26 protein-coding genes are annotated in these 26,441 nt (G+C 71.0%); 16 read left to right on the top strand and 10 right to left on the bottom strand.

All coding sequences use genetic code 11. From position 1 onward, the window contains the following. The first annotated feature begins 414 nt into the window (after positions 1–414). Both ACFSKW_RS23655 and qcrB read left to right on the top strand, forming a co-directional pair. A complete protein-coding gene (locus tag ACFSKW_RS23655; protein WP_379574517.1) occupies positions 415–945 on the top strand; it encodes a hypothetical protein in 531 nt (176 codons plus the stop codon). Further along, on the top strand, positions 938–2,578 hold the full coding sequence (gene qcrB, locus ACFSKW_RS23650) for a cytochrome bc1 complex cytochrome b subunit (RefSeq protein WP_379574516.1): 1,641 nt from the start codon (positions 938–940) through the stop codon (positions 2,576–2,578). The genes ACFSKW_RS23655 and qcrB overlap by 8 nt, the downstream gene beginning before the upstream one ends. A gap of 102 nt (positions 2,579–2,680) precedes the next feature. On the opposite strand, the gene ACFSKW_RS23645 is transcribed toward qcrB, so the two are convergent. Then, positions 2,681–4,717, bottom strand: a complete 2,037-nt coding sequence (locus tag ACFSKW_RS23645; protein WP_379574515.1) for a spermidine synthase — start codon at positions 4,715–4,717, stop codon at positions 2,681–2,683. Positions 4,718–4,893: 176 nt separating this feature from the next. Here ACFSKW_RS23645 and ACFSKW_RS23640 point away from each other — a divergent pair, with 176 nt between their 5' ends. After that, complete coding sequence (locus ACFSKW_RS23640; RefSeq protein WP_379574514.1) at positions 4,894–6,252, top strand: S8 family peptidase; 1,359 nt, start codon at positions 4,894–4,896, stop codon at positions 6,250–6,252. Between the two features lie 4 nt (positions 6,253–6,256). After that, entirely contained in the window at positions 6,257–6,523 is a 267-nt protein-coding gene (locus tag ACFSKW_RS23635) for a hypothetical protein (RefSeq protein WP_379574513.1), read from the top strand. Here the strand turns inward: ACFSKW_RS23635 and ACFSKW_RS23630 are convergent. Both ACFSKW_RS23630 and ACFSKW_RS23625 read right to left on the bottom strand, forming a co-directional pair. Next, positions 6,504–7,226, bottom strand: a complete 723-nt coding sequence (locus ACFSKW_RS23630) for an ABC transporter permease (RefSeq protein ID WP_379574512.1) — start codon at positions 7,224–7,226, stop codon at positions 6,504–6,506. The genes ACFSKW_RS23635 and ACFSKW_RS23630 overlap by 20 nt on opposite strands. Further along, positions 7,223–7,921: an ABC transporter ATP-binding protein gene (locus ACFSKW_RS23625; RefSeq protein ID WP_379574511.1), complete on the bottom strand. Its 699-nt coding sequence runs from the start codon at positions 7,919–7,921 to the stop codon at positions 7,223–7,225. Before ACFSKW_RS23625 ends, ACFSKW_RS23630 begins: the two co-directional genes overlap by 4 nt. Before the next feature lie 53 nt (positions 7,922–7,974). On the opposite strand from ACFSKW_RS23625, the gene ACFSKW_RS23620 reads away from it, so the two are divergent. The 3 genes from ACFSKW_RS23620 (at position 7,975) to ACFSKW_RS23610 (ending at position 9,971) form a co-directional block, all read left to right on the top strand. Then, positions 7,975–8,610, top strand: a complete 636-nt coding sequence (locus ACFSKW_RS23620) for a TetR/AcrR family transcriptional regulator (protein WP_379574509.1) — start codon at positions 7,975–7,977, stop codon at positions 8,608–8,610. Next, positions 8,607–9,086, top strand: coding sequence for a nitroreductase family deazaflavin-dependent oxidoreductase (locus tag ACFSKW_RS23615; protein WP_379574508.1), 480 nt, complete (start codon positions 8,607–8,609; stop codon positions 9,084–9,086). The genes ACFSKW_RS23620 and ACFSKW_RS23615 overlap by 4 nt, the downstream gene beginning before the upstream one ends. Positions 9,087–9,158: 72 nt before the next feature. After that, positions 9,159–9,971, top strand: a complete 813-nt coding sequence (locus ACFSKW_RS23610) for an ion transporter (protein ID WP_379574507.1) — start codon at positions 9,159–9,161, stop codon at positions 9,969–9,971. Here the strand turns inward: ACFSKW_RS23610 and ACFSKW_RS23605 are convergent. Next, a complete protein-coding gene (locus tag ACFSKW_RS23605) occupies positions 9,968–11,179 on the bottom strand; it encodes a low temperature requirement protein A (RefSeq protein ID WP_379574506.1) in 1,212 nt (403 codons plus the stop codon). The two genes, ACFSKW_RS23610 and ACFSKW_RS23605, sit on opposite strands and share 4 nt — an antisense overlap. Before the next feature lie 2 nt (positions 11,180–11,181). After that, positions 11,182–11,796: a 30S ribosomal protein S4 gene (gene rpsD, locus ACFSKW_RS23600; RefSeq protein WP_379574582.1), complete on the bottom strand. Its 615-nt coding sequence runs from the start codon at positions 11,794–11,796 to the stop codon at positions 11,182–11,184. A gap of 77 nt (positions 11,797–11,873) precedes the next feature. Here rpsD and ACFSKW_RS23595 point away from each other — a divergent pair, with 77 nt between their 5' ends. Then, the gene (locus ACFSKW_RS23595) at positions 11,874–12,596 is read left to right on the top strand and encodes a DUF2470 domain-containing protein (protein WP_379574505.1); all 723 of its coding nucleotides are present in this window, start codon (positions 11,874–11,876) and stop codon (positions 12,594–12,596) included. Positions 12,597–12,705: 109 nt separating this feature from the next. After that, positions 12,706–13,239, top strand: coding sequence for a hypothetical protein (locus ACFSKW_RS23590; RefSeq protein WP_379574504.1), 534 nt, complete (start codon positions 12,706–12,708; stop codon positions 13,237–13,239). A gap of 99 nt (positions 13,240–13,338) precedes the next feature. Here the strand turns inward: ACFSKW_RS23590 and ACFSKW_RS23585 are convergent, their stop codons facing one another. After that, positions 13,339–14,526 carry an ROK family transcriptional regulator gene (locus tag ACFSKW_RS23585; protein WP_379574503.1) on the bottom strand — a complete coding sequence of 396 codons (1,188 nt, stop codon included), beginning with the start codon at positions 14,524–14,526 and terminating at the stop codon, positions 13,339–13,341. 140 nt (positions 14,527–14,666) lie between these two features. Here ACFSKW_RS23585 and zwf point away from each other — a divergent pair, with 140 nt between their 5' ends. The 5 genes from zwf to lepB all read left to right on the top strand — a co-directional run bounded on the left by zwf (position 14,667) and on the right by lepB (position 20,681). Further along, positions 14,667–16,127 (top strand): glucose-6-phosphate dehydrogenase, encoded by a 1,461-nt coding sequence (gene zwf / locus ACFSKW_RS23580; RefSeq protein WP_379574502.1) that lies wholly within the window; start codon positions 14,667–14,669, stop codon positions 16,125–16,127. Positions 16,128–16,131: 4 nt separating this feature from the next. Continuing rightward, positions 16,132–18,033 carry a phosphogluconate dehydratase gene (edd, locus tag ACFSKW_RS23575; protein ID WP_379574501.1) on the top strand — a complete coding sequence of 634 codons (1,902 nt, stop codon included), beginning with the start codon at positions 16,132–16,134 and terminating at the stop codon, positions 18,031–18,033. Between the two features lie 55 nt (positions 18,034–18,088). After that, positions 18,089–19,048: a glucokinase gene (locus tag ACFSKW_RS23570; protein WP_379574581.1), complete on the top strand. Its 960-nt coding sequence runs from the start codon at positions 18,089–18,091 to the stop codon at positions 19,046–19,048. Continuing rightward, positions 19,045–19,656 carry a bifunctional 4-hydroxy-2-oxoglutarate aldolase/2-dehydro-3-deoxy-phosphogluconate aldolase gene (gene eda, locus ACFSKW_RS23565; RefSeq protein WP_379574500.1) on the top strand — a complete coding sequence of 204 codons (612 nt, stop codon included), beginning with the start codon at positions 19,045–19,047 and terminating at the stop codon, positions 19,654–19,656. Before ACFSKW_RS23570 ends, eda begins: the two co-directional genes overlap by 4 nt. Before the next feature lie 266 nt (positions 19,657–19,922). Then, complete coding sequence (gene lepB / locus ACFSKW_RS23560) at positions 19,923–20,681, top strand: signal peptidase I (protein ID WP_379574499.1); 759 nt, start codon at positions 19,923–19,925, stop codon at positions 20,679–20,681. Positions 20,682–20,689: 8 nt separating this feature from the next. On the opposite strand, the gene ACFSKW_RS23555 is transcribed toward lepB, so the two are convergent. Both ACFSKW_RS23555 and ACFSKW_RS23550 read right to left on the bottom strand, forming a co-directional pair. Next, the gene (locus ACFSKW_RS23555; RefSeq protein WP_379574498.1) at positions 20,690–21,358 is read right to left on the bottom strand and encodes a response regulator transcription factor; all 669 of its coding nucleotides are present in this window, start codon (positions 21,356–21,358) and stop codon (positions 20,690–20,692) included. Further along, complete coding sequence (locus ACFSKW_RS23550; RefSeq protein ID WP_379574497.1) at positions 21,351–23,078, bottom strand: sensor histidine kinase; 1,728 nt, start codon at positions 23,076–23,078, stop codon at positions 21,351–21,353. The genes ACFSKW_RS23555 and ACFSKW_RS23550 overlap by 8 nt, the downstream gene beginning before the upstream one ends. A gap of 111 nt (positions 23,079–23,189) precedes the next feature. On the opposite strand from ACFSKW_RS23550, the gene ACFSKW_RS23545 reads away from it, so the two are divergent. Continuing rightward, positions 23,190–24,518 carry a serine hydrolase gene (locus ACFSKW_RS23545; RefSeq protein WP_379574496.1) on the top strand — a complete coding sequence of 443 codons (1,329 nt, stop codon included), beginning with the start codon at positions 23,190–23,192 and terminating at the stop codon, positions 24,516–24,518. On the opposite strand, the gene ACFSKW_RS23540 is transcribed toward ACFSKW_RS23545, so the two are convergent. After that, entirely contained in the window at positions 24,501–24,626 is a 126-nt protein-coding gene (locus ACFSKW_RS23540) for a hypothetical protein (RefSeq protein WP_379574495.1), read from the bottom strand. The two genes, ACFSKW_RS23545 and ACFSKW_RS23540, sit on opposite strands and share 18 nt — an antisense overlap. A gap of 189 nt (positions 24,627–24,815) precedes the next feature. Then, positions 24,816–25,808, bottom strand: coding sequence for a hypothetical protein (locus ACFSKW_RS23535; RefSeq protein ID WP_379574494.1), 993 nt, complete (start codon positions 25,806–25,808; stop codon positions 24,816–24,818). Positions 25,809–25,922: 114 nt separating this feature from the next. Between ACFSKW_RS23535 and ACFSKW_RS23530 the strand changes: the two genes are divergently transcribed. Then, positions 25,923–26,426, top strand: a complete 504-nt coding sequence (locus tag ACFSKW_RS23530) for a winged helix-turn-helix transcriptional regulator (RefSeq protein ID WP_379574493.1) — start codon at positions 25,923–25,925, stop codon at positions 26,424–26,426. Positions 26,427–26,441: the final 15 nt, after the last annotated feature.

Raw genomic sequence — 26,441 nt, 5'->3', positions numbered from 1 at the left:
GCCGCCGTGCGCGCCGCGCTGGGCCAGGTCGGCCGGGCCGAGCGATGGGGTGCGGATCCCCCGAGGACGGCCCAGGCGGCCCAGGCGGACCGAGAGCTTCCGAGGATCTCGCGGCTGACCAGAGGGCCTGACGGGCCGCGGGCCGTAACACCTCCTGGGATGGATGGACGGCCCCCCTCGCGCCGACCCCATCGCCCGGCGAAGGTCCTTTCCGACGACCTCTCACACCGGTTCCCCTTCCACCGGCGGGTCGCGGCGGATGCGTCGCACGACCCGCCATGCTCCCCGGCGGGTGCGACGACCGCCTCCCTGACAGGCGCGGCCTTTGTCCCCGTATGGATGCATCTTTGACGGCTGGCAGTGCATCCACAGACGGTTGCCGCGCGAAGATAGGAGGGAGAGGGTGAGGGGGCGATGACCCGGATGCACCAGCTGACCGAACTCCTCGACGCGCTGGACGCCCAGCTGCCCGCCGTGCCGTACCGGATCAGGCACTTCCCCGAGGGGGAGGAGTTTGTCCGCCTGGGCCTGCCCGACTCCGCGCGCTCGATTCTCTACGTGTCGGGAGACCAGTGGATCTGCGTCGGCGAGGACCGATCCGGCCTGATCTCCCAGCGTTGCCTCGGCCGCGTGGGCGAGGCGCCGGAGGCCATCGTCAGCCGTCTGGCCGTGCCCTCGGGGCCGCCGCCACCGCAGCGGTCGCGGGCCTCCCGGCTGATCCGCACGATCGCCGTCGGCGTGGCCTCCGGCATCGGGGCCTGCGTCCTGGCCGCGATCATCATCGCCATCCTCGTGCTGGGCAACGGCTACGGGTACGGCTCCGAGGTCGTCTACTGGACCATCAACGCGCTGGCCGCGGGCATCGGCGTCGGCGTGGGGTTCTGGGTGGCCTGGCGATACCACCGTGCGGTGTCGCGGCGCAGGAAGGCTCAGGGCGATGGATGACCTGACGACGGTACCCAAGGCCATCGCGGGACCTGCCACGTTCATCGACGACCGGACGGGCGTCGGCGGCTTCCTGAAGAGGAACCTGCGCAAGGTCTTCCCCGACCACTGGTCGTTCCTGCTGGGTGAGATCGCGCTCTACTCGTTCATCATCCTGCTGCTGAGTGGGACGTTCCTGACGTTCTTCTTCCAGCCGAGCATGAGCGAGGTCGAGTACAACGGCGCGTACGAGCCGCTCAGGGGCGTCATGATGTCGGAGGCCTACGCCTCGACGCTGAACATCAGCTTCGAGGTCCGCGGCGGCCTGCTGATGCGGCAGATCCACCACTGGGGGGCGTTGCTGTTCGTGGCCGGGATGATGGTGCACATGCTCCGCGTGTTCTTCACCGGCGCCTACCGCAAGCCGCGCGAGCTGAACTGGCTGATCGGCGTGATGTTGCTGACGCTGGCGCTGTTCGAGGGCCTGACCGGCTACTCGCTGCCGGACGACCTTCTGTCCGGCGCGGGCCTGCGCATCACCGAGGGCGTGATGATCTCGCTGCCGCTGGTCGGCACCTACATCACCTTCTTCCTGTTCGGCGGCGAGTATCCGGGTGTGGATGTCATCGCCCGGTTCTACTCGCTGCACATCCTGCTGATCCCCGGCATCCTGGTGGCGCTGATCACGGCGCACATGGTGCTCATGTGGGTGCAGAAGCACACCCAGATGCCCGGCAAGGGCCGTAACAACCACAACGTGGTCGGCGCGCCGTTCTACCCGGCCTTCATGCTCAAGGCCGGGGCGTACTTCCTGTTCACCTTCGCGGTGATCACCGGATTGGCGACGTTCGCGCAGATCAACCCGATCTGGGCGTTCGGCCCCTACACTCCGGCCGACATCTCGGCCGGCTCGCAGCCCGACTTCTACATGGGCTTCCTGGAGGGCGCGCTGCGGTTGATGCCCGCGTGGGAGATCAACCTGTTCGGGACCAGCCAGTTCGGCACGCTGCCGTTGAGCGTGATCATCCCGGCGCTGGTGCCGATGGGCATCATCATGACGGGGCTCGCCCTGTATCCGTTCATGGAACAGTGGGTGACCGGCGACAGGCGCGAGCACCACATCACCGACCGTCCCCGCAACAACCCGCACCGTACCGCGATCGGCATGGCGGCCATCACGTTCTACGGCGTGCTGTGGCTGCTCGGAGCCAACGACGAGATCTCGGCCAACTTCCACATCAGCCTGACCTGGACCACCTACATCGGCCGGGTGCTGGTCCTGCTGGGCCCGGTGATCGCCTACATCGTCACCTACCGCATCTGCCTGGGGTTGCAGATCTCGGACGCCGCGGTGATCGGGCACGGCGTCGAGGCGGGTGTGATCAAGCGGCTGCCGCACGGCGAGTACGTCGAGATGCACACGCCGCCGGCGGACGACATCGAGGCGCACATGCGGGGAAAGACGGCGGTTCCGCAACTGACCGCGGGCGCCGACGGGGAGGGCATCCCGCCGAAGGGCCTGCGCGGTCCGCTCGGCAAGCTGCGCGGGCGGATGTCGAACGCCTACGGCGGGGAGAAGGTCCCGCTGGACGACGGCCAGGGGCACGGTCACGCCGCCATCGGCAAGAAGGACGACGAGACCCACCCCGGCTGACCGCACGCCAGGCGGCCGTCCCGCCCGCCAGGTGGGACGAGCCGGCCGCCCCCGCGGTGACCTCCACCGAGGCCGGGGCGGGCGGTCGCCGTGGTCGTCTCCTCAGGCCGCCGCCGCCCGGCGCGGCAGGAGCGCGAAGGCGCCCAGGTAGAGGACGGCCGCCACGAGCAGCAGTCCCTTATAGCCGATGACCAGGGCGAGATACTCGAGGCAGCCGCCGACCATCGCGCCGAGCAGGTTCGCGCCGAAGGAGGTGGTGGCGTCGGCGGTGTCTGCGAAGCGCTTGGCGAAGACGACGTTCGCCGCGAAGATCGGCAGGAACGCCACCGACACCGCCGCGACCGCGCGCAGGGGCACCGGCAGGCCGAGCAGCCACGAGTTCGGCACCAGCCAGGCCAGCGCGAGTCCCGCGAACAGCACACCGTACATCACGGGCAGGGGCGGGACGCGGAAGCGGCGAGTGACCTCGACCGCGGCCAGCACGGCCACCAGGACCCCCGCGAAGACGATCGCGTTGACCACCCACGTGGTGCCGAACAGCAGCGCGAAACCGGTGACGCTCTTGGTCTCCAGCAGCAGGAAGCCCACGCCGAGCAGGAACAGGTCGGCGTAGGGCCGCATCCTGGCGAACGGCCCCGCGACGACCCGCACCGCCAGCAGCGAGACGATGAGGATGAGGGTCAGCGTGACGATGTACAGCGACGGGACCGCGGAGTCCTTCAGGTAGAGGAAGGGCCGGTCGTCGCCGGTCGGCGCGGGCGTGCCCGCCGCCGCGCCCGCCCACTCGCGGCCGCAGCGCTGGGCCTCGGGCGTGCGGCCCGCGGTGATGACGGCCTGCTGGCCCGCCTGGCTGACCACGTCGACGCACGGTTTGTGGCCGAAGGCGTTCTGCATGGTGGCGGCCAGCCGGTCGACCAGCCAGCTCTCCCGGTAGTAGTTGTACATCGAGAAGGCCCCGCCTGGTTTGAGGTGCGCGCGGGCGGCCCGCATGGCCTCCTCGGTGAACAGGTAGCTCTCCAGGCGCAGCGACGAGGCCCCCGACACCAGCGTGAGGGAGTCGGGCAGGGCGAACAGGATGAGGTCGTACTTCTTGCCGGTCTGCTCGAGGTAGGCGCGGCCGTCGGTGATGGTGGTGCTCACGCGCGGGTCGCTGTAGGGGTGGTCGGGGTGGTAGGTGCCGCCCAGCTCGCGCAGCTTGGGGTCGATCTCGACGGCGTCGACCTTCTGCGCGCCCTTCGACAGGGCGATGGCCACGTCGGTGCCACTGCCCGCGCCGACGATCAGCACCTCCTTGGGCGGGTTGACCGCCCTCTCGTACGGCAGGCCGTACTGCGCCTCCCACTGCAGCCTGGCGGCCGCGGGCACGGCCTCCTGGTGCGGGATGCCGTTGACCTGGATGTTCATGACCTGCTCGCCGGCCCTCTCGAGCTGCCGGTAGGTGACCTTGTAGTAGGGCGACCAGAGGGCGCCCGCGGTGAGGGTCTCGGCCAGCAGCAGCCCGACCACGACGAGCGAGGGCGTCACGACCAGCAGCAGGTACGGCACGGGCGGCCTGGGCACCAGCAGCAGCGCATAGGCGACGGCCACCAGGACGCCCCAGTAGACGGGCGGGGCGCTCAGGAACGACAGCGCCGTGAACAGGGCGATCCCGCTGAGCGAGCCGATGAGGTCGTAGCGGTAGGCCTCCAGCCTCGGCAGTTCGGGAAAGCAGCGCCCGACCAGCTCGGCGGGGCCCATGAGCACGATCGCGGCGGCGGCGAAGATGACCGGCAGGATGGCCCACGCGGGCGGCCCCGTGGTCTCCAGGCTGGTCCAGTACAGGACGCCGTCGGCCTGCCGGTCGACGGTCACGGGGAACGTCAGCACGACCACCACGAGCGCGGCCAGCACGACGGGCGAGTAGTACGGCTGCCGCCTGCTCCTGCCCACGCGCAGGAACCCGAGGCCGATCCCGAGGAAGGAGCCGAGCAGGACGAAGTTGGTGAAGTAGCTCAGGTGCACGATGTTCGAGCCGGTCCAGCGGATCAGCGCGAGCTCGAGGAAGAGCATGAACCCGCTCGCCAGGATCAGCCGTGGCCGCACGGCCATCCAGTGATCACGCATGGAGCCGGGGGAGGTGGCCTGCACCTGTGCGGTCATGCCGTCACACGCTAGTGAACCGACCGTAAACAGGGAAGCCCCCACGCGGCGTCCCGATACGGGCGATTTGCCGCGTTATTGCAGGTCACAACCATGGAGACTCGCTGGACGCGGGAGGTGATGTTGAAGGAATGTGGGGGTGGTTCATTCCCTCCAGCAGAATTCGGTGATCCTCCATGCGCGTGCTCATCCAGCTCCGTCCATCCCCCGATCTCGTGGCGGCGGTCGCCGACCCCGAGCGGATCGCCACCACCGCCGACGTCGCCGACGGCCTCCCTGGTGTGGTGCTCGACCCTTCTTTCGTTCCCGTGGCGGTTCCCCGTCCTGTTCCCGCCCCCGGCGCCGACCCGCTCTCGCTCGACCAGCCGCTCGACTTCTCGCTGGCCGCCGAGGACGCCTCGGTGCTCGTGCGGGGCGAGATCGCCGATGACGAGCTGGCCACGAGGATCGCGTTGCTGCCCACGATGCGCTCCGACGTCGTCGGGGTCTACGCCGACCCTGTCATCGAGTCGAGCCTCACGTGTGGCGGCGACGCGCCCGTCGGTGACTGGCGCGACGTCGAGCGGCTGCTGAGCGTCGCCGCCCTGCACTCGGAGGGGCTCGACGGCTCAGGTGTGGCGCTCGCCGTCCTCGACACGGGCATCAACGCCGCGCACGTGGCCAGGCATCTGGGCAGGGGCGTCAACCTCGACGCCGAGCGCAGCTGGAACCCCTCCAGCGTCTCAGGCCGGCCCGGCGAGTTCGAGGTCGACCACGGGACGATGTGCGCGTTCGACACGTTGATCGGCGCGCCGCAGGCGTCGCTGATCGACATTCCCGTGCTGCTGTCCAGCCGCCCTGGAGGGTCGGCGCTCGACGGGCTGCTGTCGGACGCGGTGGCCGCCTTCGCGCACCTGAGGACCGTGCTCGAGGCCCAGCCCGCCGACACCAGGGCGCTGGTGATCAGCAACTCGTGGGGCTCGTTCTCCCCGCGGTGGGACTTTCCTCCCGGGCATCCGGGCAACTACTCCGACAACGCCGCCCACCCGTTCAACCTGATCGTCGCCTCGCTCGAGAGGGCGGGCGCCGACGTGCTGTTCGCGGCGGGCAACTGCGGCCGCGACTGCAAGGACGGCAGGTGCGCCTATCCCGACCGGCCGATCGTCGGCGCCAACTCCCACCCGAGGGCGCTGTCGATCGGCGGCGTCGACATCAGCGGCGAGCGGGTCGGCTACTCCTCGCAGGGCCCGGGACGGCTGACCGCCCGCAAGCCCGACGTGTGCGCCTTCACCCACTTCTCGGGGTCGAAGGCGTTCGGCGACGGCGAGCCCGACTCGGGCACCTCGGCGGCCTGCCCGGTGGCCGCGGGCCTGGTGGCGGCGATCCGCACCCACTGGCCCGCCTCCCGCCTTTCGCCGAGCCAGCTGCGCTCGCTGCTGCGCCGCACCGCCGAGGACCGCAGCGAGGTCGGCTACGACTTCGACTACGGCTACGGCGTCGTCGACGCCGTCGGCATCCTCGCCGCGCTGCAGCGAAGGGCCAAGCGCGTAGCCTGACCCCATGGAGCAGTCCGGGTCCGAGGGCGGCGAGCGCCGCCATGTCCTGATCACGGTACGGCTGCCGCGGGACGCGACGCTCGCCGACGCGATCGAGCGGCTTCACCTGTCGGAGGAGGATGTCGACACCGGCTACGGCCTGGTCCTCATCGACCCCGACCAGGATCTGTACGGGCTGCGCGTCACGGAGGAGGCGGGCCGCACGGCCGGTCCGCCCTTCTCCGACCCCAGGATCGAGCCCTACGGCCCGCCTAGGCGTTCGCGCGACTGAAGACCCTGTTGCCGACCGTCAGGCTGATCGCCGCGAAGACCGCCACGACCAGCACGCCGAGCCCGACCGTGCCGGTCGTGTACCGCCCGGCGAACAGCTCGCGCATGGCCTCGAGCACATAGCGGAACGGGCTGGCGTACGAGAGCGTGTTCAGCCAGGCCGGCGCCATCGACATCGGCAGGAACGTGCCGGACAGCAGCATCAGCGGCCACACCGCCGTCATCATGACCGGCGCGAACAGGTGCTCGTTCAACCGCATCGCCGCCGCGTAGGACAGCGCCGCCAGGCTCACGCCGAGCACGATCACCAGGAGCAGTGCGGCGATCACGCCGGGGAGGGGGGACCGCAGGCCGAGGGCGTAGGCGACGGCGACGAGCAGCACGGTCTGGATCACCAGTGTGAAGGCGTTGGTGAGCACCCGGCCGAGCAGCAGGGACAGGCGGCTCGCCGGGGTCACCCTGAGCCGTTCGAGCACGCCCGAGCGCCAGTCGAAGACCACCCCGAACCCCGCCAGGCCCGCGCTGAGCAGCCCGAGCTGGATGATCAGGCCGGGGACCAGCGTCTCCCACGTGCCGAAGGTCGCGAAGATCGGCCCGAACAGCACCAGGAAGAACAGCGGCTGGGCGGCCGAGATGAGGATGCCCAGCTTGTGGCGGAGCATGATGCGGGCGTCGTGCCGGAAGATCAGCCAGGTGTCCCTCATGACGCGATCTCCATGAACGCCTCGATCAGCGTGCGGTCGCCTTTCAGCTCCGCGGGGCTGCCGTGGGCGGCGATCCTGCCGCTGTCGATGATGAGCAGCCGGTCGCAGAGCGCCTCCGCCTCCTCCAGGTAGTGCGTGGAGATGAAGACGGTGAGGCCGAGCGAGCGGATGTGATCCCACAGTCCCGCCCTGCTCTGCGGGTCGAGGCCGGTGCTCGGCTCGTCGAGGAAGAGCACGGACGGGCGGTGCAGCAGGCTGAAGGCGATGTCGAAGCGGCGCCGCTGACCGCCGGACAGCGCCCCGCCCGGCATGCTCTCCATGCCGGTCAGCTGGAGGGTCTCCAGCGTCTGCGCGATGCGCTCGCGGGCCTCGGCGCGGCTCATGCCGTACAGCATGGCCTGGAGTTCGAGCTCGTCACCGAGGGGGTTGACGGGGTTGATGCCGCCGCCCTGCGAGACGTAGCCGATGCTGCGCCGCACGCCGCGGGGGTCCGTCAGCAGGTCGTGTCCAGCGATGGTGGCCCTGCCCGAAGTAGGGGGCAGGAGGGTCGTCAGCATGCGCATGGTCGTGGTCTTGCCTGCCCCGTTGGGGCCGAGGAAGCCGACGATCTCGCCCGGCGCGACGGAGAAGTCGACGCCGTCGACGACGTTCACGCCGTTCTTGAAGGTCTTGGTCAGACCGGATACATCGATCACATTTTTAGAGTAGCCACATTTTTAGAGTCACTGCAACCTTGTAGCATGTCCACATGGAAGAGGGGCTGCGGGAGCGCAAGAAGCGAGAGACCAGGCAGCGCATCGCCGACATGGCGATGGGGCTGTTCATGATGCGCGGGTTCGAGCAGGTCACGGTGGCCGAGGTGGCCAGGGCCGCCGACGTGTCCGTCAACACGGTCTTCAACTACTTCGGCACCAAGGAGGACCTGTTCCTCGACCGGCGCGAGGAGGTCGAGGAACTGCAGAGCAGGGTCGTACGCGAGCGGCGGAGCGGCGAGAGCGCCGTGGCCGCCTTCCGCCGCGACTTCTTGGAGGCCATCGAGCAGCGCGACTGGCGTTACGGCCTCAACGAGGGCTCCGACGTCTTCGGCCGCATCGTGGGTGAGAGCCCCTCGCTCATGGCGCGCTTCAGGGAACTCGAGCACGAGCAGACCCAGCGCCTGGCGAGGACGCTGGCCGAGGAGTCGGACGCCGACCCCGACGACCTGACGCCCCATCTGGTCGCCGCGCAGATCATGGACGCCACGCGCCTGCTGTCGCGCCACGCGATCGCGCGCAAGCTCGCGGGCGAGAGCTGGGCGGAGATCATCCCCCTCCTCAGATCACAGGCGGAGCGCGCCTTCGATCTTCTGGAACGCGGAATCTCGGACTACTGTGTGCGAATGTGACGATCATTGAGCGGCTCAAGCCGTTCTTCCAGTGGCTGGCCGGCACCGACGCCTTCATGAAGGTCGGCCCGAAGATCGTCCCCGCGATGGACCGCCTGGTCCACAAGGTCACCCGAGGCCGCCCGATCAGCGACAAGATGATCCCCACGCTCGTGCTCACCACGACCGGCGCCAAGACGGGGCAGGCGAGGCAGACGCCGCTGGCCTGCCTGCCCGAGCCCGGCGGCGCCTTCCTGATCGTGGGCAGCAACTTCGGCAGGGACCATCACCCCGCCTGGAGCGGCAACCTGCTCAGGACGCCCGAGGCCGTCGTCAGCTTCAGGGGCGCGCGGGTCGCCGTCGTGGCCAGGCTGCTGGAGGGCGAGGAGCGGGAGCGCGTCTGGCCGGGGCTGGTCGCCCAGTGGCCGGTCTACGACCGCTACACCGTCAAGTCCGGCAGGCACCTGCGCGTCTTCAGGCTGACGCCCGTTGACTGACCGTCCACGGGACGTCCACCCCCATCCCTCATGGGGGTCTGCTCACGTACCACCCTCACAAGGAGTTCCTCTGTGCGCGAGCGCGCTCGTCTGATCATCGAGAGCCCCCGCTTCCAGCGATTCGTCATCGCCGTCATCCTGATCAACGCGGTCACCCTGGGCCTGGAGACCGTCCCCTGGGCCATGGAGAGCGCCGGGCCCGTGCTGGGCGCGGTCGACCACGCGGCGCTGTACGTCTTCGTCGCCGAACTGCTCGCCAAGGTCTACGTCCACCGCGGGCGCTTCGTCCGCGACCCGTGGAACATCTTCGACACCGTCATCGTCGCCGTCGCCGTCCTGCCCGCCACGGGCGGCCTGTCGGTGCTGCGCGCGCTGCGCGTCCTGCGGGTACTGCGCCTGGTGTCCGTCGTGCCGAGCCTGCGGCGGGTGGTCAACGCGCTGCTGGCGGCGATGCCGGGGATGAGCTCGATCGTGGTGCTGCTCACGCTCGTGCTGTACGTCGGCGGCGTCATGGCCACCAAGCTCTACGGCACGACCGCGCCGGAGTACTTCGGCTCGCTGCCCGTCTCGCTGTTCACGCTGTTCCAGACCATGACGGGCGAGGCGTGGCCTGACATCGCCCGCGAGGTCATGGCCTCGCACCCCTCGGCCTGGATCTTCTTCGTCGTCTTCATCCTGATCTGCAGTTTCGTGGTGCTGAACCTCTTCATGGCGGTCGTGGTGAGCGCCATGGACGACGAGAAGCACGCCGAAGAGGAGGCGCTGAGCGAGGTCGTGGAGGAGACCTCGGCCAACGCCACCCAGGCGATCATGTCCGAGCTGGCGGCGCTGCGGGCGGAGGTCAGGCTGCTGCGCGAGGAGATGGGCGTCGGCTCGCCCGGCTAGGCCGGCAGGACCGGGCCGGCGGCCGGCGCGGGAGGCTTGTAGATCACCCGCCACAGTGCGATGGCCAGCATGAGGGCGACAAGACCCCAGCCCGGCAGCGGCCCGGCCAGCAGCCCCGCGAGCAGCGGCGCCACGACCGTGGGCAGCGCCCACAGCAGGATCCACCGCCGCCCCGCCTTGGCGAAGACGCCGAGCAGGGTCGAGACCGCGAAGTAGGCCGCGAGGCCGCCGCACAGCAGCCAGCGGATCCCGTCGGGCACGTGACCCTCGGTGTGCTCGGCCACCAGGCCGAGGCCGGCGGCGACCGTGGTGATCGAGGCGGTCATGACGAAGTGGGCCGGCAGCAGCAGGTACGGCTTGAGCCCCTGCTCGCCGGCCTCCGGTACGGCGCTCAGGCCGTAGTGGAGGGTGAGCCACCACAGGCACACGATCAGCCCGAACCCGGCGAGGGCGGCCAGCACGAGACTCTGCCCCCACTCCTCCTGACCCGAGGCGGCCATGACCACCTGCATCACCGCCTCGCCGAGCACGATGATCACGAACAGGCCCAGCCGCTCCCCCAGGTGCGCGGTGTGCAGGACGGCCGCCGCGGGCGCCTCGATCCGCCGGAGGGCACCGCCGCGGCGCAGTTCGCGGGCCTGGAGGCGCGCATGGTGCTGCCGCATCTCGTCGACGAGCCGTTCGGGATTGCGCGCCTGGATCACGGTGAAGACGACGTCGAGCGCCATGCCGATGCCCCATAGGAGATAGCGCCACAGCGGATCGTCGACGAACAGCGACCCGATCCACGGGCCGAGGCCGATGCCGAGCTGGGCGGCGGGCCAGGCGGTGATGACCGCCCCCGTCGCCTGCAGCGACCTGGAGGCGCTGATCCTGCAGATGACGTAGGCGAGCACGAAGGCGGTGTCGTGCGTGCCCGGCTCTCCTGGGAGGTTGTCGGCGACGTGCGGTGCGGCCGCGGCCATGACCGCGATGCAGAACATCCCGATCAGCATGCTGCGGGTGCGGGTCCTGTCCGCCTCGACGTTGGAGTAGAGCGTGAGCGAGGTCCACACGCTCCACACCGCGTAGTACAGAACCGCGAAGAGGGCCAGAACGGCCCACGTCGGGTGGTGCAGGCGGTGCGCTAACTGCGCGACCGCCACCACGACCACCAGGTCGAAGAAGAGCTCGAGCCAGCTGGCGTGGCGTTCGTCCGTGTGATTCACGGCTAACGAGAGTAGAACTCCACCACGAGCTGCTCGTCGACGGGCACCGCGATCTGCTCGCGCTCGGGCCTGGCGGCCAGCGTGAAGGTCAGGTCGGCGTGGTCGACGCTCAGGTAGGCGGCGATCCGCTCGTCGGCGTGGACGCCCTCGGCCGCGGCCACGAACGGCTGCATCCTGCGCGAGCGCTCGCGCACGGAAACGACCTGTCCCGGCTTGACCAGGTAGCTGGGGATGTCCACCTTGCGGCCGTCGACGGTGATGTGGCCGTGGGCGACGTACTGCCTGGCGGCGTAGATCGAGGGCGCGAGGCCCGCGCGGAGCACGAGCGAGGCCAGGCGGCTCTCCAGCAGCACGACCAGCTCGGCGCCCGAGGCGCCCGACTTGCGCACGGCCAGGTCCCAGTAGCGGCGCAGCTGGCGCTCGGAGACGTCGTAGTACCAGCGCAGCTTCTGCTTCTCCATCAGCCGCAGGCCGTAGTCGCCGGTGCTGCGGCGGTTGGTCTTGCGGCCGTGCTCGCCCGGCGGGTAGGGGCGCTGCTCGAAATAGCGGACGGCTTTCTTGGTCAGCGGAACGCCCGCGCGTCGGGACAGTCGCACCTTCGGGCCGGTGTAGCGCACGTTCACCTCGATGTGATTAGGTAATCCTTACTTAGGGAAGCCTAACCTATATTCGTCGTAGATCTCAAGGAGACGCCATGCCTCTGGCCGCCCCTCCGCTGCCCGAACGGATCCGCACCCTGGCCGCGACGTCGCGGGCCGCGCAGCTGGTCGTCGACGGCGTCCGATGCCCCGTGAGCGGCGCCGCCGACTCTCGCGGGCGCCCCGTCCTCCTCGTCAGACCCGGCGAGGTACTGCACGGGCTACGCGGCGACGCGGTCGTGTCGGTGAGCCTGGCCGCGACGCGGCGGCTCGGCGAGGTGGAGCACCCTCGTGGGCTGATCGAGGTCCAGGGGTGGGCCGAGGCCGTGCCCGAGGACGAGGCGCGGGAGGCCGCGGTGGCGATCTCCGCGCACAGCGCCGACGAGGGCCTGTTCGAGGCCCTGGAGCGGTACGGCTCGCCGGAGGCGCCCCGGTTGCTGCGCCTCGACGTCGGCCAGGTGGTCTACCTGACGGGCGAGGAGTCCGGCACGCTGGACGCCGACGAGTACCTGGACGCGTCGCCCGACCCCCTGGCCGAGGTGGCCGAGCAGGTGCTGGCCCACGTCAACGGCTCGCACCGGCCGCAGCTGGCGGCGGGCGTCGGGCGGCTGCTCGGGCTGCCGGCCGAGTCGGCGTGGCTGTGGGAGCTCGACAGGTACGGCGCGACGGTCAGGCTCGGAGACGACGATCCCGCGCTGGTGCGCTTCCCGTGGCCGGTGCCCGCGGGCACCGGACTGTGCCTGGAAACCGCGCTCAGGGCCATCCTCTGCACCTGCTGAGCCGCCGCCCCCTGCCGCCCCGCCCAGGCCGCCCGCGACCGCCGCCAACTCTCCACGAGGGCGGGCATGCTTGATCCACGCGCTCGGCGGCTCGCCTACCATGCATGTCGTGAGCGATACCGGGCGGCGCGAGCGCGCCATGATGACCATCGCGGCTCTCGCCGGCACGATGATGCTGGCGTTCTCGGCGATCCTCATAGGCGGATCCCTGCCCTCACCTGGGCCGTGGAGGGCTCAGGGCGAGGCCGAGCCGCCCTCGCCCGCCGAGCGCCCCGCCGCCACGCACTCGGTGAGCAGCACCCCCCGATCGACCGAGCGGCCCTCCGGCGCGCGTGAGGCGCCCCTGCCGCTCGCGACGCAGAACACCCACCCCTCCGCTCCCACGTCCTCGCCCGCGTCCTCACCCGCCAGGACCAAGGCGATGCGCAGCCCCGGCATGGTCCCCCCTGCCACGCCGACCGAGAGCCCCGACATGTCGGCCGCCGCGAGGCCGCCCGTGCCGGGACTGATCGAGGCGACCACGGCGGCCCCCCAGCCGCCGCGGCGGACGAAGAAGCCCAAGCGGCCGAAGAAGCTGATCCGTAGCGACACCGATCTCAAGGAGGTCGGCGACTCCGGCCGTCAGCAGGATGACGGCTTCTGAGATCGACGGCTTCCGAGGTCGACGGCTTCCGAGGGGGCGGCTTCTGAGGGGGGCGGTGGCTTCTGAGGGCGCAGCGGCGCCCGGCGGATCCTGCCCGCGTCAGCGCGGCAGGCGGTTCGTCAGCGTCTCGTCCACGGCGTCAGGGGACAGGACGTGGTCGAGCACCATCACCGCGCATCCGCTGATGCCCGCCGCCGCGCCCAGCCTGCTGGTCTCGATCCGCAGCCGGCGGGTGGCGAGCGCGGTGGAGCGGCGGTAGACGACCTCGCGGATGCTCGACACCAGCGGTCCGAACGCCTCGGCCACGTCGCCGCCGAGCACGACCACGGCGGGGTTGAGGATGTTGACCGCGCCCGCTATCACCTCGCCGATCCTGCGGCCCGCCTCACGCACGATCGCCATCGTCCCCGCGTCGCCCGCGCGCACCAGCGCGGTCACGTCCGCGATGGTCTTCACATCGCGCCCGGCCGCGCTCAGGTCGCGGAGCAGGGCGGTGCCGCTGGCCACCGAGTCGACGCAGTCGACGTTGCCGCACCTGCACAGCACGCCACCTCCGTCGCGCACGGGGATGTGGCCGATCTCCCCCGCCGCGCCGAGCGCGCCGCGCAGGATCTCGCCGCCCGCGATGACGCCGGCGCCGATCCTGGTGGAGATCTTCACGAACATCAGGTCGCCGGTCTCCTCGGCGTAGACGCCGCGGTGCTCCCCGATGGCCAGGACGTTCACGTCGTTGTCGACGAAGACGGGCACGGGGTAGCGCTCGCGGATCAGCGGGGGGATCACCACGCCGGTCCAGCTCGCCATAACCCTGGCCGACTCCGTCCGCCCTGCGGCGAACTCGACGGTCGCGGGCACACCCATGCCCACGCCCTTGACCGGGCCGCCGCCGCAGCCTTCGAGCAGCTCGTCCCAGGTGTCCATGAGCAGCGGCAGCACCACGTCAGGACCCTGCTCCACGTCGATGACGAACTCGCGGCCGGCCAGCTCGCGGCCCGCCAGGTCGCACACGGCCACCCTGGTACGGCTCGCGCCGAGCGCGGCCACCAGCACCACGCCGCCCGCCGCGTTGAACTCCAGCCGGACAGGAGGCCGCCCGCCCGTGGAGGGCGCGTCGGCCCGCTCGACGACCAGGCCGCGCTCGAGCAGCTCGCCGACCCGCAGTGACACCGCGGGTCGCGACAGGCCCGTCACCCGCCCCAGGTCCGCTCGCGTGACGGCTTCACCCGTGCGGATGAGGTCGAGGACCTCCCCGCTGGTGGCGAGCGTGGCTGCGGTACGTCTGGGCATCGGCCAAGTGAATCACAGACAGTTAGGTAATGAAAAGTCGAGACTTTGTCATCTCAAATAGCAAAAGCCCGCTTGTGTACTCCCCGAACTCTGGCTAATGTCCGTTCTGTCCTTCCTTGGTAGATCATCGGAGTCCAGCCGTGTTGTCCCCCACCTGTCACACCGCCGATCTGGTCGTCTTCGGCGGCACCGGCGACCTGTCGATGCGCAAGCTGCTGCCCGCCTTGTTCCACTCCGACCTCGAGGGCAGGCTCGCCCCCGAGACGCGCGTCATCGCGATGTCGCGCGGCGGGCTGACGGACGCCGACTTCCGCGGCAAGGTCGACGCCGAGGTGCGCTCGGCCGTGCCCGATGACGCGGACGCCTGGCAGCGCTTCCTCGGCCGTCTGTACCACGTGTCGGTCGACGTGGGCGGTGAGGACGGCGGCGGCTGGTCCAGCCTGGTGAAGATGCTGGCGGGGCACGAGGACAGGGACAGGGTCTTCTATCTGGCCAGCCCGCCCATGACCTTCGGCCCGTTCTGCAGGGAGCTGCAGGAGGCGGGGCTGGTCACGCCCCGCTCCCGCGTGGTGCTGGAGAAGCCGCTCGGCCGCGACCTGGTCAGCGCCCAGCGCATCAACGACGAGGTCGGCGAGATCTTCGACGAGCGGCAGATCTTCCGCATCGACCACTACCTCGGGAAGGAGACGGTGCAGAACCTGCTCGTCCTGCGGTTCGCCAACGCCTTCCTCGAGCCGATCTGGAACTCCCTCTGGATCGACCACGTGCAGATCACCGCGGCCGAGACCGTCGGCACGCCGGGGCGCCGCGGCTACTACGACCAGGCCGGCGCACTGCGCGACATGGTGCAGAACCACCTGCTGCAGCTGCTGACGCTGGTCGCCATGGAACCGCCCGCGCGCAACGACCGCGAGGCCATCCGCGACGAGAAGGTGAAGGTGCTGCAGTCGCTGCGGCCCATCGTCGGCACCGAGGTGGACCGCTTCACCGTTCGCGGCCAGTACACCGGCGCCGGCGACATGCCCTCCTACCTCGACGAGCCCGGCTCCACTCCGACGACCGAGGCCTCGCGCAGGGTCGAGACGTTCACCGCGATCCGCGCCGAGGTCAAGAACTGGCGCTGGGCGGGCGTGCCGTTCTACCTGCGGACCGGCAAGCGCATGCCGTACCGGCGCTCGGAGATCGTCATCCAGTTCAAGGACGTGCCGCACTCCATCTTCCCCGGCGGCACGCCCAACCGCCTCGTGCTGCGGCTGCAGCCCGAGGAGGGCATCGAGCTGCACATCATGGCCAAGGAGCCGGGCGCGGGCGAGACCCTGCTGAAGCCGGTGCCGCTGTCGCTCAGCTTCGGCGAGACGTTCGCCGCGCGCGTGCCCGAGGCGTACGAGCGGCTGCTGTCCGACGTGCTCGGCGGCAACCCCACCCTGTTCATGCGGCGCGACGAGGTCGAGGCCGCGTGGCGGTGGATCGACCCGATCCTCGCCGCGTGGGAGTCGTCCGCCGAACTCCCCGAGCCCTACCCCGCTGGGACGACCGGTCCCGCGGGCGCCCACGAACTGCTCGGCCGCAGCGGCCGGGCCTGGCACGACGAGGAGGCGTAGAACAGTGAATCCGACTATCCAGCAGGTGACCGAGCGGGTGGCCGAGCGCTCCCTCGCCAGCCGTGCCGTCTATCTGGAACGCGTCAGACGCGAGGGCGAGCTGGCCCGCTCGCGCGGCCCGGCCCGCGCGCACCTCGGGTGCGCGAACCTGGCCCACGGATTCGCCGCGGCCTCGGCCGAGGACAAGCCGGCGCTGAGAGGCGCGGCCAAGCCCGGCGTCGCGATCGTGACCAGTTACAACGACATGCTCAGCGCGCACCAGCCGTACGAGACCTACCCCGGAGAGCTGAAGACGGCCGTGCGCAGGGCCGGCGGCGTCGCGCAGGTCGCGGGCGGCGTGCCGGCCATGTGCGACGGCATCACGCAGGGCCGCGCGGGCATGGAGCTGTCCCTCTACAGCCGCGACGTGATCGCGATGGCGACGGCGATCGCGCTGTCGCACGACATGTTCGACGCCTCGCTCATGCTGGGCGTCTGCGACAAGATCGTGCCGGGCCTGCTGATCGGCGCGCTGCACTTCGGGCACCTGCCCGCGGTGTTCGTGCCCGCGGGACCGATGACCTCCGGGCTGCCGAACAAGGTCAAGGCGCGCACCCGCCAGCTGTTCGCCGAGGGCAAGGTCGGCAGGGACGAACTGCTCGACGCCGAGTCGAAGTCCTACCACTCCCCCGGCACGTGCACCTTCTACGGCACCGCCAACTCCAACCAGGTGATGATCGAGGTCATGGGCCTGCACCTGCCTGGCTCGACCTTCGTCAACCCGCACACCCCGCTACGGCACGCCCTCACCGAGGCGGCCGGCGCGCGGGCCGTCGAGATCACCGCGCACGGCACGGAGTACACGCCCGTGGGCGAGGTCGTCGACGAGAAGGCGATCGTCAACGCCTGCGTCGCGCTGCTGGCCACCGGCGGCTCCACCAACCACACGCTGCACCTGGTGGCCATCGCGGCCGCCGCGGGCATCGTCCTGACCTGGGACGACCTGGCCGCGCTGTCCAAGGTCGTGCCCTCGCTGACGAAGATGTACCCCAACGGCCAGGCCGATGTGAACCACTTCCGCGACGCGGGAGGCATGCAGGCGCTGATCGGCGACCTGCTGGACAACGGCCTGCTGCACGGCGACGTCCTGACGATCGCGGGCAGGGGCCTGGACCACTACAGGTCCGCTCCCACGCTGAAGGAGGACGCGCTGGTCTGGGAGGAGCGCACCTCCGGCAGCGCCGACCTCGACGTGCTGCGGCCCGTCGCGGAGCCGTTCTCCGCCGACGGCGGCATCCACATGGTCGACGGCAACCTGGGCTGCGCGGTCAGCAAGGTCTCGGCGGTCAAGCCCGAGCACCTGGTGATCGAGGCCCCCGCGCGCGTCTTCGACGACCAGCTGCAGCTCCTGCGGGCCTTCGAGGCGGGCGAGCTGGACGGCCAGGACTTCGTCGCGGTGATCCGCTACCAGGGGCCGAGCGCCAACGGCATGCCCGAGCTGCACAAGCTGACCCCGCCGATGGCGGTGCTGCTCGACCGCGGGCAGCGGGTGGCGATCGTGACCGACGGGCGGATGTCCGGCGCGTCGGGCAAGGTGCCCGCGGCGATCCACCTGTCGCCCGAGGCGGCCGACGGCGGCCCCATCGCGCTGGTCCGTGACGGCGACCCGATCAGGCTCGACTCGGCGGCGGGGACGCTGGACGTGCTGGCCGACCTGTCGGGGCGCACGCCCGACGGGCGGGCGCTGAGCGACGCGGAGTGGGTCGGGACGGGGCGTGAGCTGTTCTCGGCGTTCCGCAGGATGGCGGGGCACGCCGAGCACGGGGCGAGCGTCTTCGGCGTCAACGGGGCCGAGTCCGCCACCCACGGTCCAGGGCTGGGCTTCGCGGCCCCCGCCGGTTTCGCCCACACCGAGGTCGCCGGGTGACCCCGGCCCACGGCGCCGCGCTCCCCGAGGCGTTCCGAGGGGGCGCGAGGTGAGGATGTTCGACCTGCCGTGGCTGGTGGCCGACATCGGCGGGACCAACGCCAGGTTCGGCCTCGTCATCGAGCCCGGTGGCGCGCCCACCGAGATCGCCGTGCTGGCCGGCGCCGACCACGACACGCTTCCCGAAGCCGTAGCCGCGTACCTCGCCGACCACGCGGGCGGAGTGCGGCCGGGAGCCGCGTGCCTGGCGGTCGCGGGCCCGATCGACGGCGACTCCTACCGCCTGACCAACCTGCCGTGGACGGGGTCGGTGCGCGACCTCGGCGTGCCGTACGCCACGCTGCTGAACGACTTCGAGGCGCTCGCGCTGTCGCTGCCGCACCTGGAGGGCGACGACCTCGCCTCGCTGGGCGGCCCGGCGCCGGTGGACGGCGTCAAGGCCGTCCTCGGCCCCGGTACGGGCCTGGGCGTCGCGGGGCTGGTGCCGGCCGAGCGCGGCTGGGTGCCGGTCCCCGGCGAGGGCGGCCACGTGACGGTGCCGATCCTCGACGACCGCGAGCTGGAGATCGTCAGAGTCCTGCGCGCGGGCGGCATGCCGCACGTGGTGGCCGAGCACCTGCTGTCGGGCCCCGGGCTGACGCGCCTGCACGACGCGCTGGCCGTGGTGAACGGCGTGCGGGCCCCCACGCTCGGCGCCTCCGACATCGTGGCCAGGCTCGACGACTCGCTGTGCGCGGAGACGGTCGAGGTGTTCTGCGGCATGCTCGGCAGCTTCGCCGGCAACGTGGCCCTCACCCTCGGCGCGAGGGGCGGGGTCTACCTCGGCGGTGGCGTGCTGCCGCGTATCGTGGACAGGGTCCGCGCCAGCGACTTCCGCCGCCGGTTCGAGGCCACGCCCCAGCTCGTCGACTATCTGTCGGCCATCGCCACCACCCTGATCGTCGCGCCGCAACCGGCGCTCACCGGCGCCGCCGCGTGGCTGGCGCAGCAATCGCTGAAGGAGCTCGTCCCATGAGTCTGCTCGACCTGGCCCCCGTGATCCCCGTCGTCGTCGTCGACGACGTGGAGACCGCCGTGCCGATGGCCCGCGCCCTGGTGGCGGGCGGGCTGCCGGTCATCGAGGTCACCCTGCGCACGGCGTGCGGGCTCGAGGCGATCGCGCGCATCGCGGCCGAGGTCCCCGGCGCGGTGGTCGGGGCGGGCACGATCAGGACCTCCGCCGACATCGCGGCCTCGGTGGAGTCGGGGGCGAGGTTCCTGGTCTCGCCGGGCACGACCCCCGCGCTGTTGGACGCCTTCGTGGCCGCCGGGGTACCCTTCCTGCCTGGTGCGGCGACCGCTTCCGAGGTCATGGCCCTGGCCGAGCGCGGGCTGGACGAGCTCAAGTTCTTCCCCGCCGAGGCCGCGGGCGGCCTGCCGTACCTCAAGTCGCTGGCCGGCCCGCTGCCCGACGTCAGGTTCTGCCCGACGGGCGGGATCAGGCCGGAGACCGCCCGCGACTACCTGGCGCTGCCGAACGTCGGCTGCGTCGGCGGCACCTGGCTCACGCCTGCCGACGCGCTGGCCTCGGGCGACTGGGCACGCGTGGAGAAGCTCGCCGCCGAGGCGGCGGCGCTGCGCTGACAACCGAAGACTCGCCGGCGGGACAACCTCCCTCGCCCGCCGCGGCCATGGGTATGCCGTGACCCGGCACCGAGCTCATGGAACAGGCCCGTGGGGGCGAACCGGCGCCCACGGGCCTTTCCCGTGTCATCTCCCACAGTCGCTGAGCATTGGCTCCTGATTCAGTGCCCTGTATGCCCACTTGACACGGAACACGAGAGGATACGAATTGACTGTTGGGCGTGAGATCAGGAAGCTGAGCTGTCCCATCAGCGATGATGGAATCAGTGACCACGGCGCGGAAGGCGCCTTCCGGGGGGGACGAGGTGGACGTGACGGCCAAGGACGCGCAGCGACGTGCCGATGACGGCAAGAGCAAGAAGAAAGGCTCCTCATGGAAGGAGCTGCCGATCCTCGTCGTCGTGGCGCTCGGTCTCGCCCTGCTCATCAAGACCTTCATCGTGCAGCCGTTCTACATCCCCTCGGAGTCGATGGAGAACACCCTGCTGATCAACGACAGGGTGCTGGTGAACAAGCTGGTGTACCACACGCGCGAGATCGAGCGCGGTGACGTCATCGTCTTCAACGGCGAGGACTCGTGGGACCCCGAGGTGGTGACCGAGGCGCCGAGCAACCCGGTGACGGGCGCGCTGCGCTGGGTCGGCGAGCTGTTCGGCCTCGTGCCGGGTGAGAAGGACTACATCAAGCGCGTCATCGGCGTCGCGGGCGACAAGGTGGAGTGCTGCGACTCCAAGGGCCGCGTCACCGTCAACGGGGTACCGCTCGACGAGAAGAGCTATCTGTACCCGGGTGACGTGCCCTCCGACAGGGAGTTCAAGGTCACGGTGCCGGAGGGCAGGCTGTGGGTCATGGGCGACCACAGGTCGGTCTCCTACGACTCGCGCGGCCACATCGGCGACCCGGGCGGCGGCACGATCGCGGTGGACAACGTGCTGGGCAGGGCCTTCGTGATCATGTGGCCGGTGTCGCGGTGGAGCTCCCTGGACATCCCCGCGACCTTCAACCAACCGGCTCTGAAGAAGTAGACGGGCGGTCAGGGTCCGAGGTAGGCGAGAACGGCGGCGACGCGGCGGTGGACGTCGGCGCTGTTCTCCAGGCCCAGCTTGGTGAAGATGGCGTTGACGTTCTTCTCCACCGACGAGATCGACAGATGCAGGGCCCGCGCGATGCCGCCGTTCGACCGCCCCCTTGCCATCTCGCGCAGCACATCGCGCTCGCGCGGCGTCAGCTCCTCCTGCTCCTCCCGCACGTCCCTCCTGGCCAGCAGCCCCTCCACCACCTTGGGGTCGATCACCGAGCCGCCCGAGGCGACTGCCCTGATCGCGCCGAGCAGCTCCTCCAGGTCGCCCACCCTGTCCTTCAGCAGATAGGCGAACCCTTCGGTGCCGTGCTTGAACAGCTCGAAGGCGAACAGCGCGTCGGAGTACTGCGACAGCACGACCACACCCACCCCCGGGTGCTCGGCGTGGACGCGATGCGCGGCGTCGATGCCCTCGAAGCCCGCCCTCCACTGCCCTCCCGGCATCCTGATGTCGGTCACGACCACGTCGGGGGTGAGCCTGCGCACCGCGTCGAGCAGCTCGTCGGCGTTGCCGACGGCGCCCACCACCACGATCTCGCCGGACATCTCCAGCAGCCGTCTGGTGCCCTCGCGCACCAGGTAGTGATCGTCCGCCACGACCGTCCGCAGCGGCTCAGCCATCGACCGGCACCCACGCCATCATCCGTGTCCCCTTCCCCTTCTCGCTGACGACCTCGAGCCTGCCGCCGAGAGCGTGGAGCCGGTCCGACAGCGGGGCCAGGCCTCTCCTGGCCGTCGTCGCCGGATCGAAGCCCCTGCCGTCGTCGGCCACGGTGGCGACCAGCCTGTTGCCTTCGCGGGCCAGCCGTACCTCCAGCCGCGTGGCGGCGGCGTGCTTGAGCGCGTTGGCCACCGCTTCGCTGACGGTGAAGTACATGGCGCCCTCCACCTCGTCGGTGAAGCGGGCGGCGCGCAGTCCCTCGCCGGCGCTCACCTTGGTGGGGACGGGCAGCCGCGCGCAGCGCTCCTCCACCGCGTTGACGAGGCCGCCCTGGCCGAGCGAGGACGGGTGGATGCCGGCGGCCAGCTCGCGCAGGTCGGCGAGGGTCTGGCGGGCCTGCTCGCGCAGTTCGGCGAGCATCCGCGGCCCGCCGCCCGTGGCCCTGGCCAGTTCGAGCCCCGCGATCAGGGCGACGAGCTGCTGCTGGACGCCGTCGTGGATGTTGCGCTCGATGCGCCTGCGCTCCGCCTCCTGCGCGTTGACCAGGCGCGCGGCCAGGCCCTCGCTCTGGATGGCCAGCCCTGCGGGCACGGCGAGCGCCTCGAGGAAGCGGCGGTCCTCGGCGGTGAGCTCGCCGTACGCTCTCGGGCCGCACTCCAGCCGGCCGAGCCCGCCCCTGACGGGGACGACGAGCGCGGCGGGCCCGTCCTCGGACCCCGCGACGACTCGGGTGCCGTCGGCCAGCCGTACCGCCGCCCAGGTGGTGTTCAGCGCCGCGCGCACGGCGGCGGCGAGCCTGCCGAGCAGTTCGACGGGCTCGGGGCTGTCGTCCAGGACGGAGCCGAAGCGGGAGAGCACCTCGCCGACCGTGGGCCGCACGTCGAAGACCATGAGCAGCCTGGAGCCCCGGATGCCGATCCTGATGTCGAGGAGCTGGTGGCGCAGGACGGTGACGGCGACGGCGGCGGGCAGCGCGCCGAGGGAGCCGGTCAGCCCGGCCACGCCCCAGCTCGTGTGCCCGCCGAAGAGGAAGACGACCAGCGCGACGAAGCCCGCCAGGTTGGCCGTCGCGCCGGCCACCATCCACGCGTACTGCCCGCGTTCGGAAGGACGGCTGCGCCGCCATCGCACGACCACACCCACGAGCACGATCACGGCCACGAGCCACGCGGTCAGCTGGCCGAGGCCGGCCATCGCGCCGGCGACCGCCATGCGCGGCGGCGGCTCCCCCAGCGGCAGGGGGCCGAGCAGGGTGATGCCGGTCGCGTGCGTGACGGTCGCGGCGGCCCCGATCCACGCGACAGGCCGCCAGCGTCCTGACGGGAGCCGCCCCTCGGGGAACAGCAAGGGGACGAAGATCGAGTTGAGCCCGTAGTAGACGGCGTACATCGCGGCGCCGATCACGCCCGCGAACCCGGCGGCGGCCCCGGCCCTGACCCAGAGGCCGGCGCCGAGGGCGCCGAGGCCCAGGCACACCGCCGTGGCGAGCAGGAGCCAGCCGTAGGGGATCCGTGGGCGTCTGACGGCCAGCAGCCAGCCCAGCGCGGGGCAGAGCAGGGCCACGACGATGAACGCCCACTGGGACAGCGGAGCGGGCAGCCCCGACTCCAGCAACGCGCCTGCGACCACGCCCCCGGCGGCGATCGCCGCGAGGAACCCGGCAATCAGCCTCGAACCCATGAGCACCTATCGTCGCGAGCCGGCCGGGGGGCGTCTATGAGGTTATCCGCATATTTGATGATGAGGCTGGCTAGGTGGGCTCCCCGTGCCCGACTCGATTGGCTGGACGGCATGAGAACCGTTGCTTTCGCTGTGACCGCCTCGTCGCTGCTGCTGACGGCATGCGGGGCCGCCGTCATCTCGCCGGCCGCCTCCGCCGCCTCCGGGCTCACGGCGGGGACCGCGACTGTGCAGGACGTCCCCATCCCCGACACACCGGCGGGCAGGCAGCTGCGCTGGTTCCTGGGGGCCGTGCCTGAGGCGCCGATCCCCGAGGAGCAGTTCCCCGAGCACTTCAGCGCGGCGATGCTCGCCCAGCTGCCGCCCGCCGAGCTCAACAAGAGCCTGGTCACCATGAAGGACCTGCGTCTCGGCAAGATCCTGCACGCCGAACCGACCATGATCACCTCCGAGGTGACCACGGGCGGGAAGACGTTCTGGATGGAGCTCGCCGTCGATCCCGACGGCAAGATCAACGGGCTGCGGCTGCAGAACCCCATCACGCCGAAGCCCACGCCCACGAGCTGGAAGGAGATCGACGAGCGGCTCGGGAAGGCGGCGCCGAGGGTCGGGTTCATGGCCGCCGAGATCACTCCCGGCGGCGACTGCCGTCCTGTGCGCGCCCTCGCCCCCCGCACCGCCAGGCCGCTCGGCTCGATGTTCAAGCTGTACGTCCTGCGGGCCGCCGCCAGGAAGATCCCCGACTGGAACACGAAGCTCACCATCAAGCCGGAGCTGAAGAGCCTGCCCTCCGGCCAGTTGCAGGACAGGCCGGACGGCAGCGAGGTCTCGGTGATGGAGGCCGCCAAGCTGATGATCGCCATCAGCGACAACACCGCGACCGACCTGCTGATCCACAAGGTGGGCAGGAAGGCCGTCGAGGCCACCCAGTCGCGCAACGTCCCGTTCCTCACCACGCGGGAGCTGTTCGCGCTGAAGGGCGCCGACTACCCCACGCACGCCAAGCGCTACCTGTCGCTCGGGGAGAAGCAGCGCAGGAAGTACCTGGACGAGGTGGTCGCCAAGGTGCCGCTCAACGCGATCACCGCGTGGGTCCCCCCGCGTGAGCTGGACACCATCGAGTGGTTCGGCTCGCCCGCCGACGTCTGCGCCGCGCACGCCAAGCTGCGCGGGCTCAAGGACAGGCGCGTCGAGGGGGTCATGACGCAGCACGACGGGGGGCTCGGCCTCGACCCGAAGAGGTGGCGGTCGGTGTGGTTCAAGGGCGGCTCCGAGCCCGGGGTCGTGGACCTCGGTTATTCGGCCAGGACGAAGGACGGGCGCACGTTCTTCGTCACGGCCATGGCCTCGGACACCGCGGCCCCGCTCGACGAGGGCAACGTCGGCTCCGAGCTGAGCGCCCTGGCCAAGGGCGCGTTCACGCTAATGGAGAAGCGCTGACAGCCGGCCCGCGAGGTCCTGGTCGCTCTCGCCCACCTCGGTGAGCAGGGCACGGGTGGCCACTCCCAGGGCACGGCGCAGCTCGGCGGGGTCCAGGTCGCCGACCATGGCCCCGCTCAGCGGCGCGGTGACCGCCGCGGGCAGCCGGTCGGCGCCCTTGGCGTAGGCGACGGGCAGGCCGAGGCGGTGGCAGGCGAGGGTGAGGACGTGGTCGCGCAGGCCACTGATCCCCGAGGTCCACCTCCAGCAGGTCCCGCAGCAGGGAAGGCTCTGTAGGCGGCGGTGCCGGAGCGCAGGTCAGACCCTAGCGGGGACGCAGACCGGCAGCGAGCGGCGGGCGTAGGAGACGGCGGCCACGACGAGGCCGATGCCGAGGCCCGCGAAGGCGAGGCCGCCGAACAGCGTCATCCAGGTGATGCCCTCGGCGGTGAAGGGCGGCGAGGCGGCCATCTCCGGCAGGATCCCGGCGGCGATGAGCGCGGCGTAGAAGACGAGCAGCACGCCGTACACGGCCAAGGTGGCGGCCGTCAACCACGCCGGGATCAGCGGCAGCAGGCGCGGCACCCGCCGTCCCGCCAGGAACAACGTCCAGCGTGGGAAGACCTGCCCCCACGGGTATATCAGGCCGGCCAGCAGGAAGACGCCGACCAGCGCGGCCAGCACGGTCACGTCGACCCCCACCGACGCCAGCGCCGCCGACACGCCTCTGTCGCCGGCGGCCATCACCTCCTGCCACTCCTTGCCGGTCACGCCGAGCGCGTCGCCGCCCAGCAGCCAGATCGTCTTGACCGCCGCCCATGGCAGCAGCCCGCACATCAGCGCGTAGACCGCCACCCGCGTCCGCCCGGACGCCCGCGTCGGCACGCGGTGGGTCGGCTCCCCCTCGCCCTCGTGCCTGCCTCCGCACCGAGGGCAGCGTCCCCGCAACCTCCTCCCGTACGGCACCGCGACCCTCAGCAGCAGGACCGCGCCGACGGCGTTCAGCACCACCTGCGCCAGGTCCGCGAGGCTGTCCACCGCCGTCATGGACATCAGCGTGACGAAGTGCATCGGCGCGCCCGCCGTCCCCGCGGCGAAGACGGCCAGGGCCGCCCACAGCGTCGCCGTCACGACCACGCCGCCCCGCCTGGTGCGACCCGTCAGCGCGGCGAGGACGGCCAGCGCCGCCATGAGGAGGTGGACGGCGGGCGTGTAGCCATGCCGCATCGCCCACTCGACAGGCGTTCCCGTCACGGCCCAGCCCACCTGCGCGGCCGCGTACACGCAGGCCCAGATCATCAGCGCGTTCATGCCGCCAAGGCTCGCGGGCGGGGACGGGCGTGGCCTCCCTCGACGGGGCCATCCCGCTCCCCCACGCGGGGGAAACGGGGTCAGTCCGGATATCCAACGCAGTAATCTGGGCTCATGACGAATGCCCGGCCCTGCTCGATCGCGGACGCCCTCGCCGTGGTGGGCGAGAAGTACTCGCTGCTGGTGCTGCGCGAGGTGTTCTTCGGAGTGCGGCGCTTCGAGGCGATGGTGCGCAACATCGGCGCGCCCCGCGACATCCTGGCCGCCAGGCTGCGCAGGCTGGTCGAGGCAGGCGTGCTGGAGAAGGTCGCCTACAGCGACAGGCCGCTCAGGTACGAGTACCGGCCGACGCAGGCGGGACTCGACCTGCAGAACGTGCTCCACCTGCTGCGCCAGTGGGGCGACAGGCACCTGGTCGAGGCTCCGCCGGTGGTGTTCGAGCACTCGTGCGGCGCGTCCTTGGACGCGGTGGTGACGTGCGCGTCCTGCGGCGAGGCGGTCAGGCCTGGGGGGCAGACCGCCCACTTCCAGGTGGAGGGTTGGGGACTGGCCGGCGAACGCCCCGCCGACACGGCCGCTGGAGCGCAGTCGAGCCCCTCGCAGGCCGTTCTCGGTTAGAGTTCCGGGTGAATA

It is taken from the genome of Nonomuraea mangrovi (assembly GCF_042681425.1).
GTDB lineage: Bacteria > Actinomycetota > Actinomycetes > Streptosporangiales > Streptosporangiaceae > Nonomuraea > Nonomuraea mangrovi.
The sequence above is the reverse complement of the archived record's forward strand: the minus strand, read 5'-3'. Positions and strand labels throughout refer to the sequence as shown.

Coding starts and splice junctions, on each gene's coding strand:
- ACFSKW_RS23545 (WP_379574496.1), top strand. CDS start 23,190: ATGAGAACCGTTGCTTTCGCTGTGACCGCCTCGTCGCTGCTGCTGACG.
- ACFSKW_RS23540 (WP_379574495.1), bottom strand. CDS start 24,626: ATGGTCGGCGACCTGGACCCCGCCGAGCTGCGCCGTGCCCTGGGAGTG.
- ACFSKW_RS23620 (WP_379574509.1), top strand. CDS start 7,975: ATGGAAGAGGGGCTGCGGGAGCGCAAGAAGCGAGAGACCAGGCAGCGC.
- ACFSKW_RS23550 (WP_379574497.1), bottom strand. CDS start 23,078: ATGGGTTCGAGGCTGATTGCCGGGTTCCTCGCGGCGATCGCCGCCGGG.
- ACFSKW_RS23585 (WP_379574503.1), bottom strand. CDS start 14,526: ATGCCCAGACGTACCGCAGCCACGCTCGCCACCAGCGGGGAGGTCCTC.
- ACFSKW_RS23630 (WP_379574512.1), bottom strand. CDS start 7,226: ATGAGGGACACCTGGCTGATCTTCCGGCACGACGCCCGCATCATGCTC.
- ACFSKW_RS23595 (WP_379574505.1), top strand. CDS start 11,874: ATGCCTCTGGCCGCCCCTCCGCTGCCCGAACGGATCCGCACCCTGGCC.
- ACFSKW_RS23535 (WP_379574494.1), bottom strand. CDS start 25,808: ATGAACGCGCTGATGATCTGGGCCTGCGTGTACGCGGCCGCGCAGGTG.
- ACFSKW_RS23635 (WP_379574513.1), top strand. CDS start 6,257: ATGGAGCAGTCCGGGTCCGAGGGCGGCGAGCGCCGCCATGTCCTGATC.
- ACFSKW_RS23640 (WP_379574514.1), top strand. CDS start 4,894: ATGCGCGTGCTCATCCAGCTCCGTCCATCCCCCGATCTCGTGGCGGCG.
- ACFSKW_RS23530 (WP_379574493.1), top strand. CDS start 25,923: ATGACGAATGCCCGGCCCTGCTCGATCGCGGACGCCCTCGCCGTGGTG.
- ACFSKW_RS23570 (WP_379574581.1), top strand. CDS start 18,089: ATGTTCGACCTGCCGTGGCTGGTGGCCGACATCGGCGGGACCAACGCC.
- ACFSKW_RS23555 (WP_379574498.1), bottom strand. CDS start 21,358: ATGGCTGAGCCGCTGCGGACGGTCGTGGCGGACGATCACTACCTGGTG.
- eda (WP_379574500.1), top strand. CDS start 19,045: ATGAGTCTGCTCGACCTGGCCCCCGTGATCCCCGTCGTCGTCGTCGAC.
- ACFSKW_RS23645 (WP_379574515.1), bottom strand. CDS start 4,717: ATGACCGCACAGGTGCAGGCCACCTCCCCCGGCTCCATGCGTGATCAC.
- ACFSKW_RS23655 (WP_379574517.1), top strand. CDS start 415: ATGACCCGGATGCACCAGCTGACCGAACTCCTCGACGCGCTGGACGCC.
- qcrB (WP_379574516.1), top strand. CDS start 938: ATGGATGACCTGACGACGGTACCCAAGGCCATCGCGGGACCTGCCACG.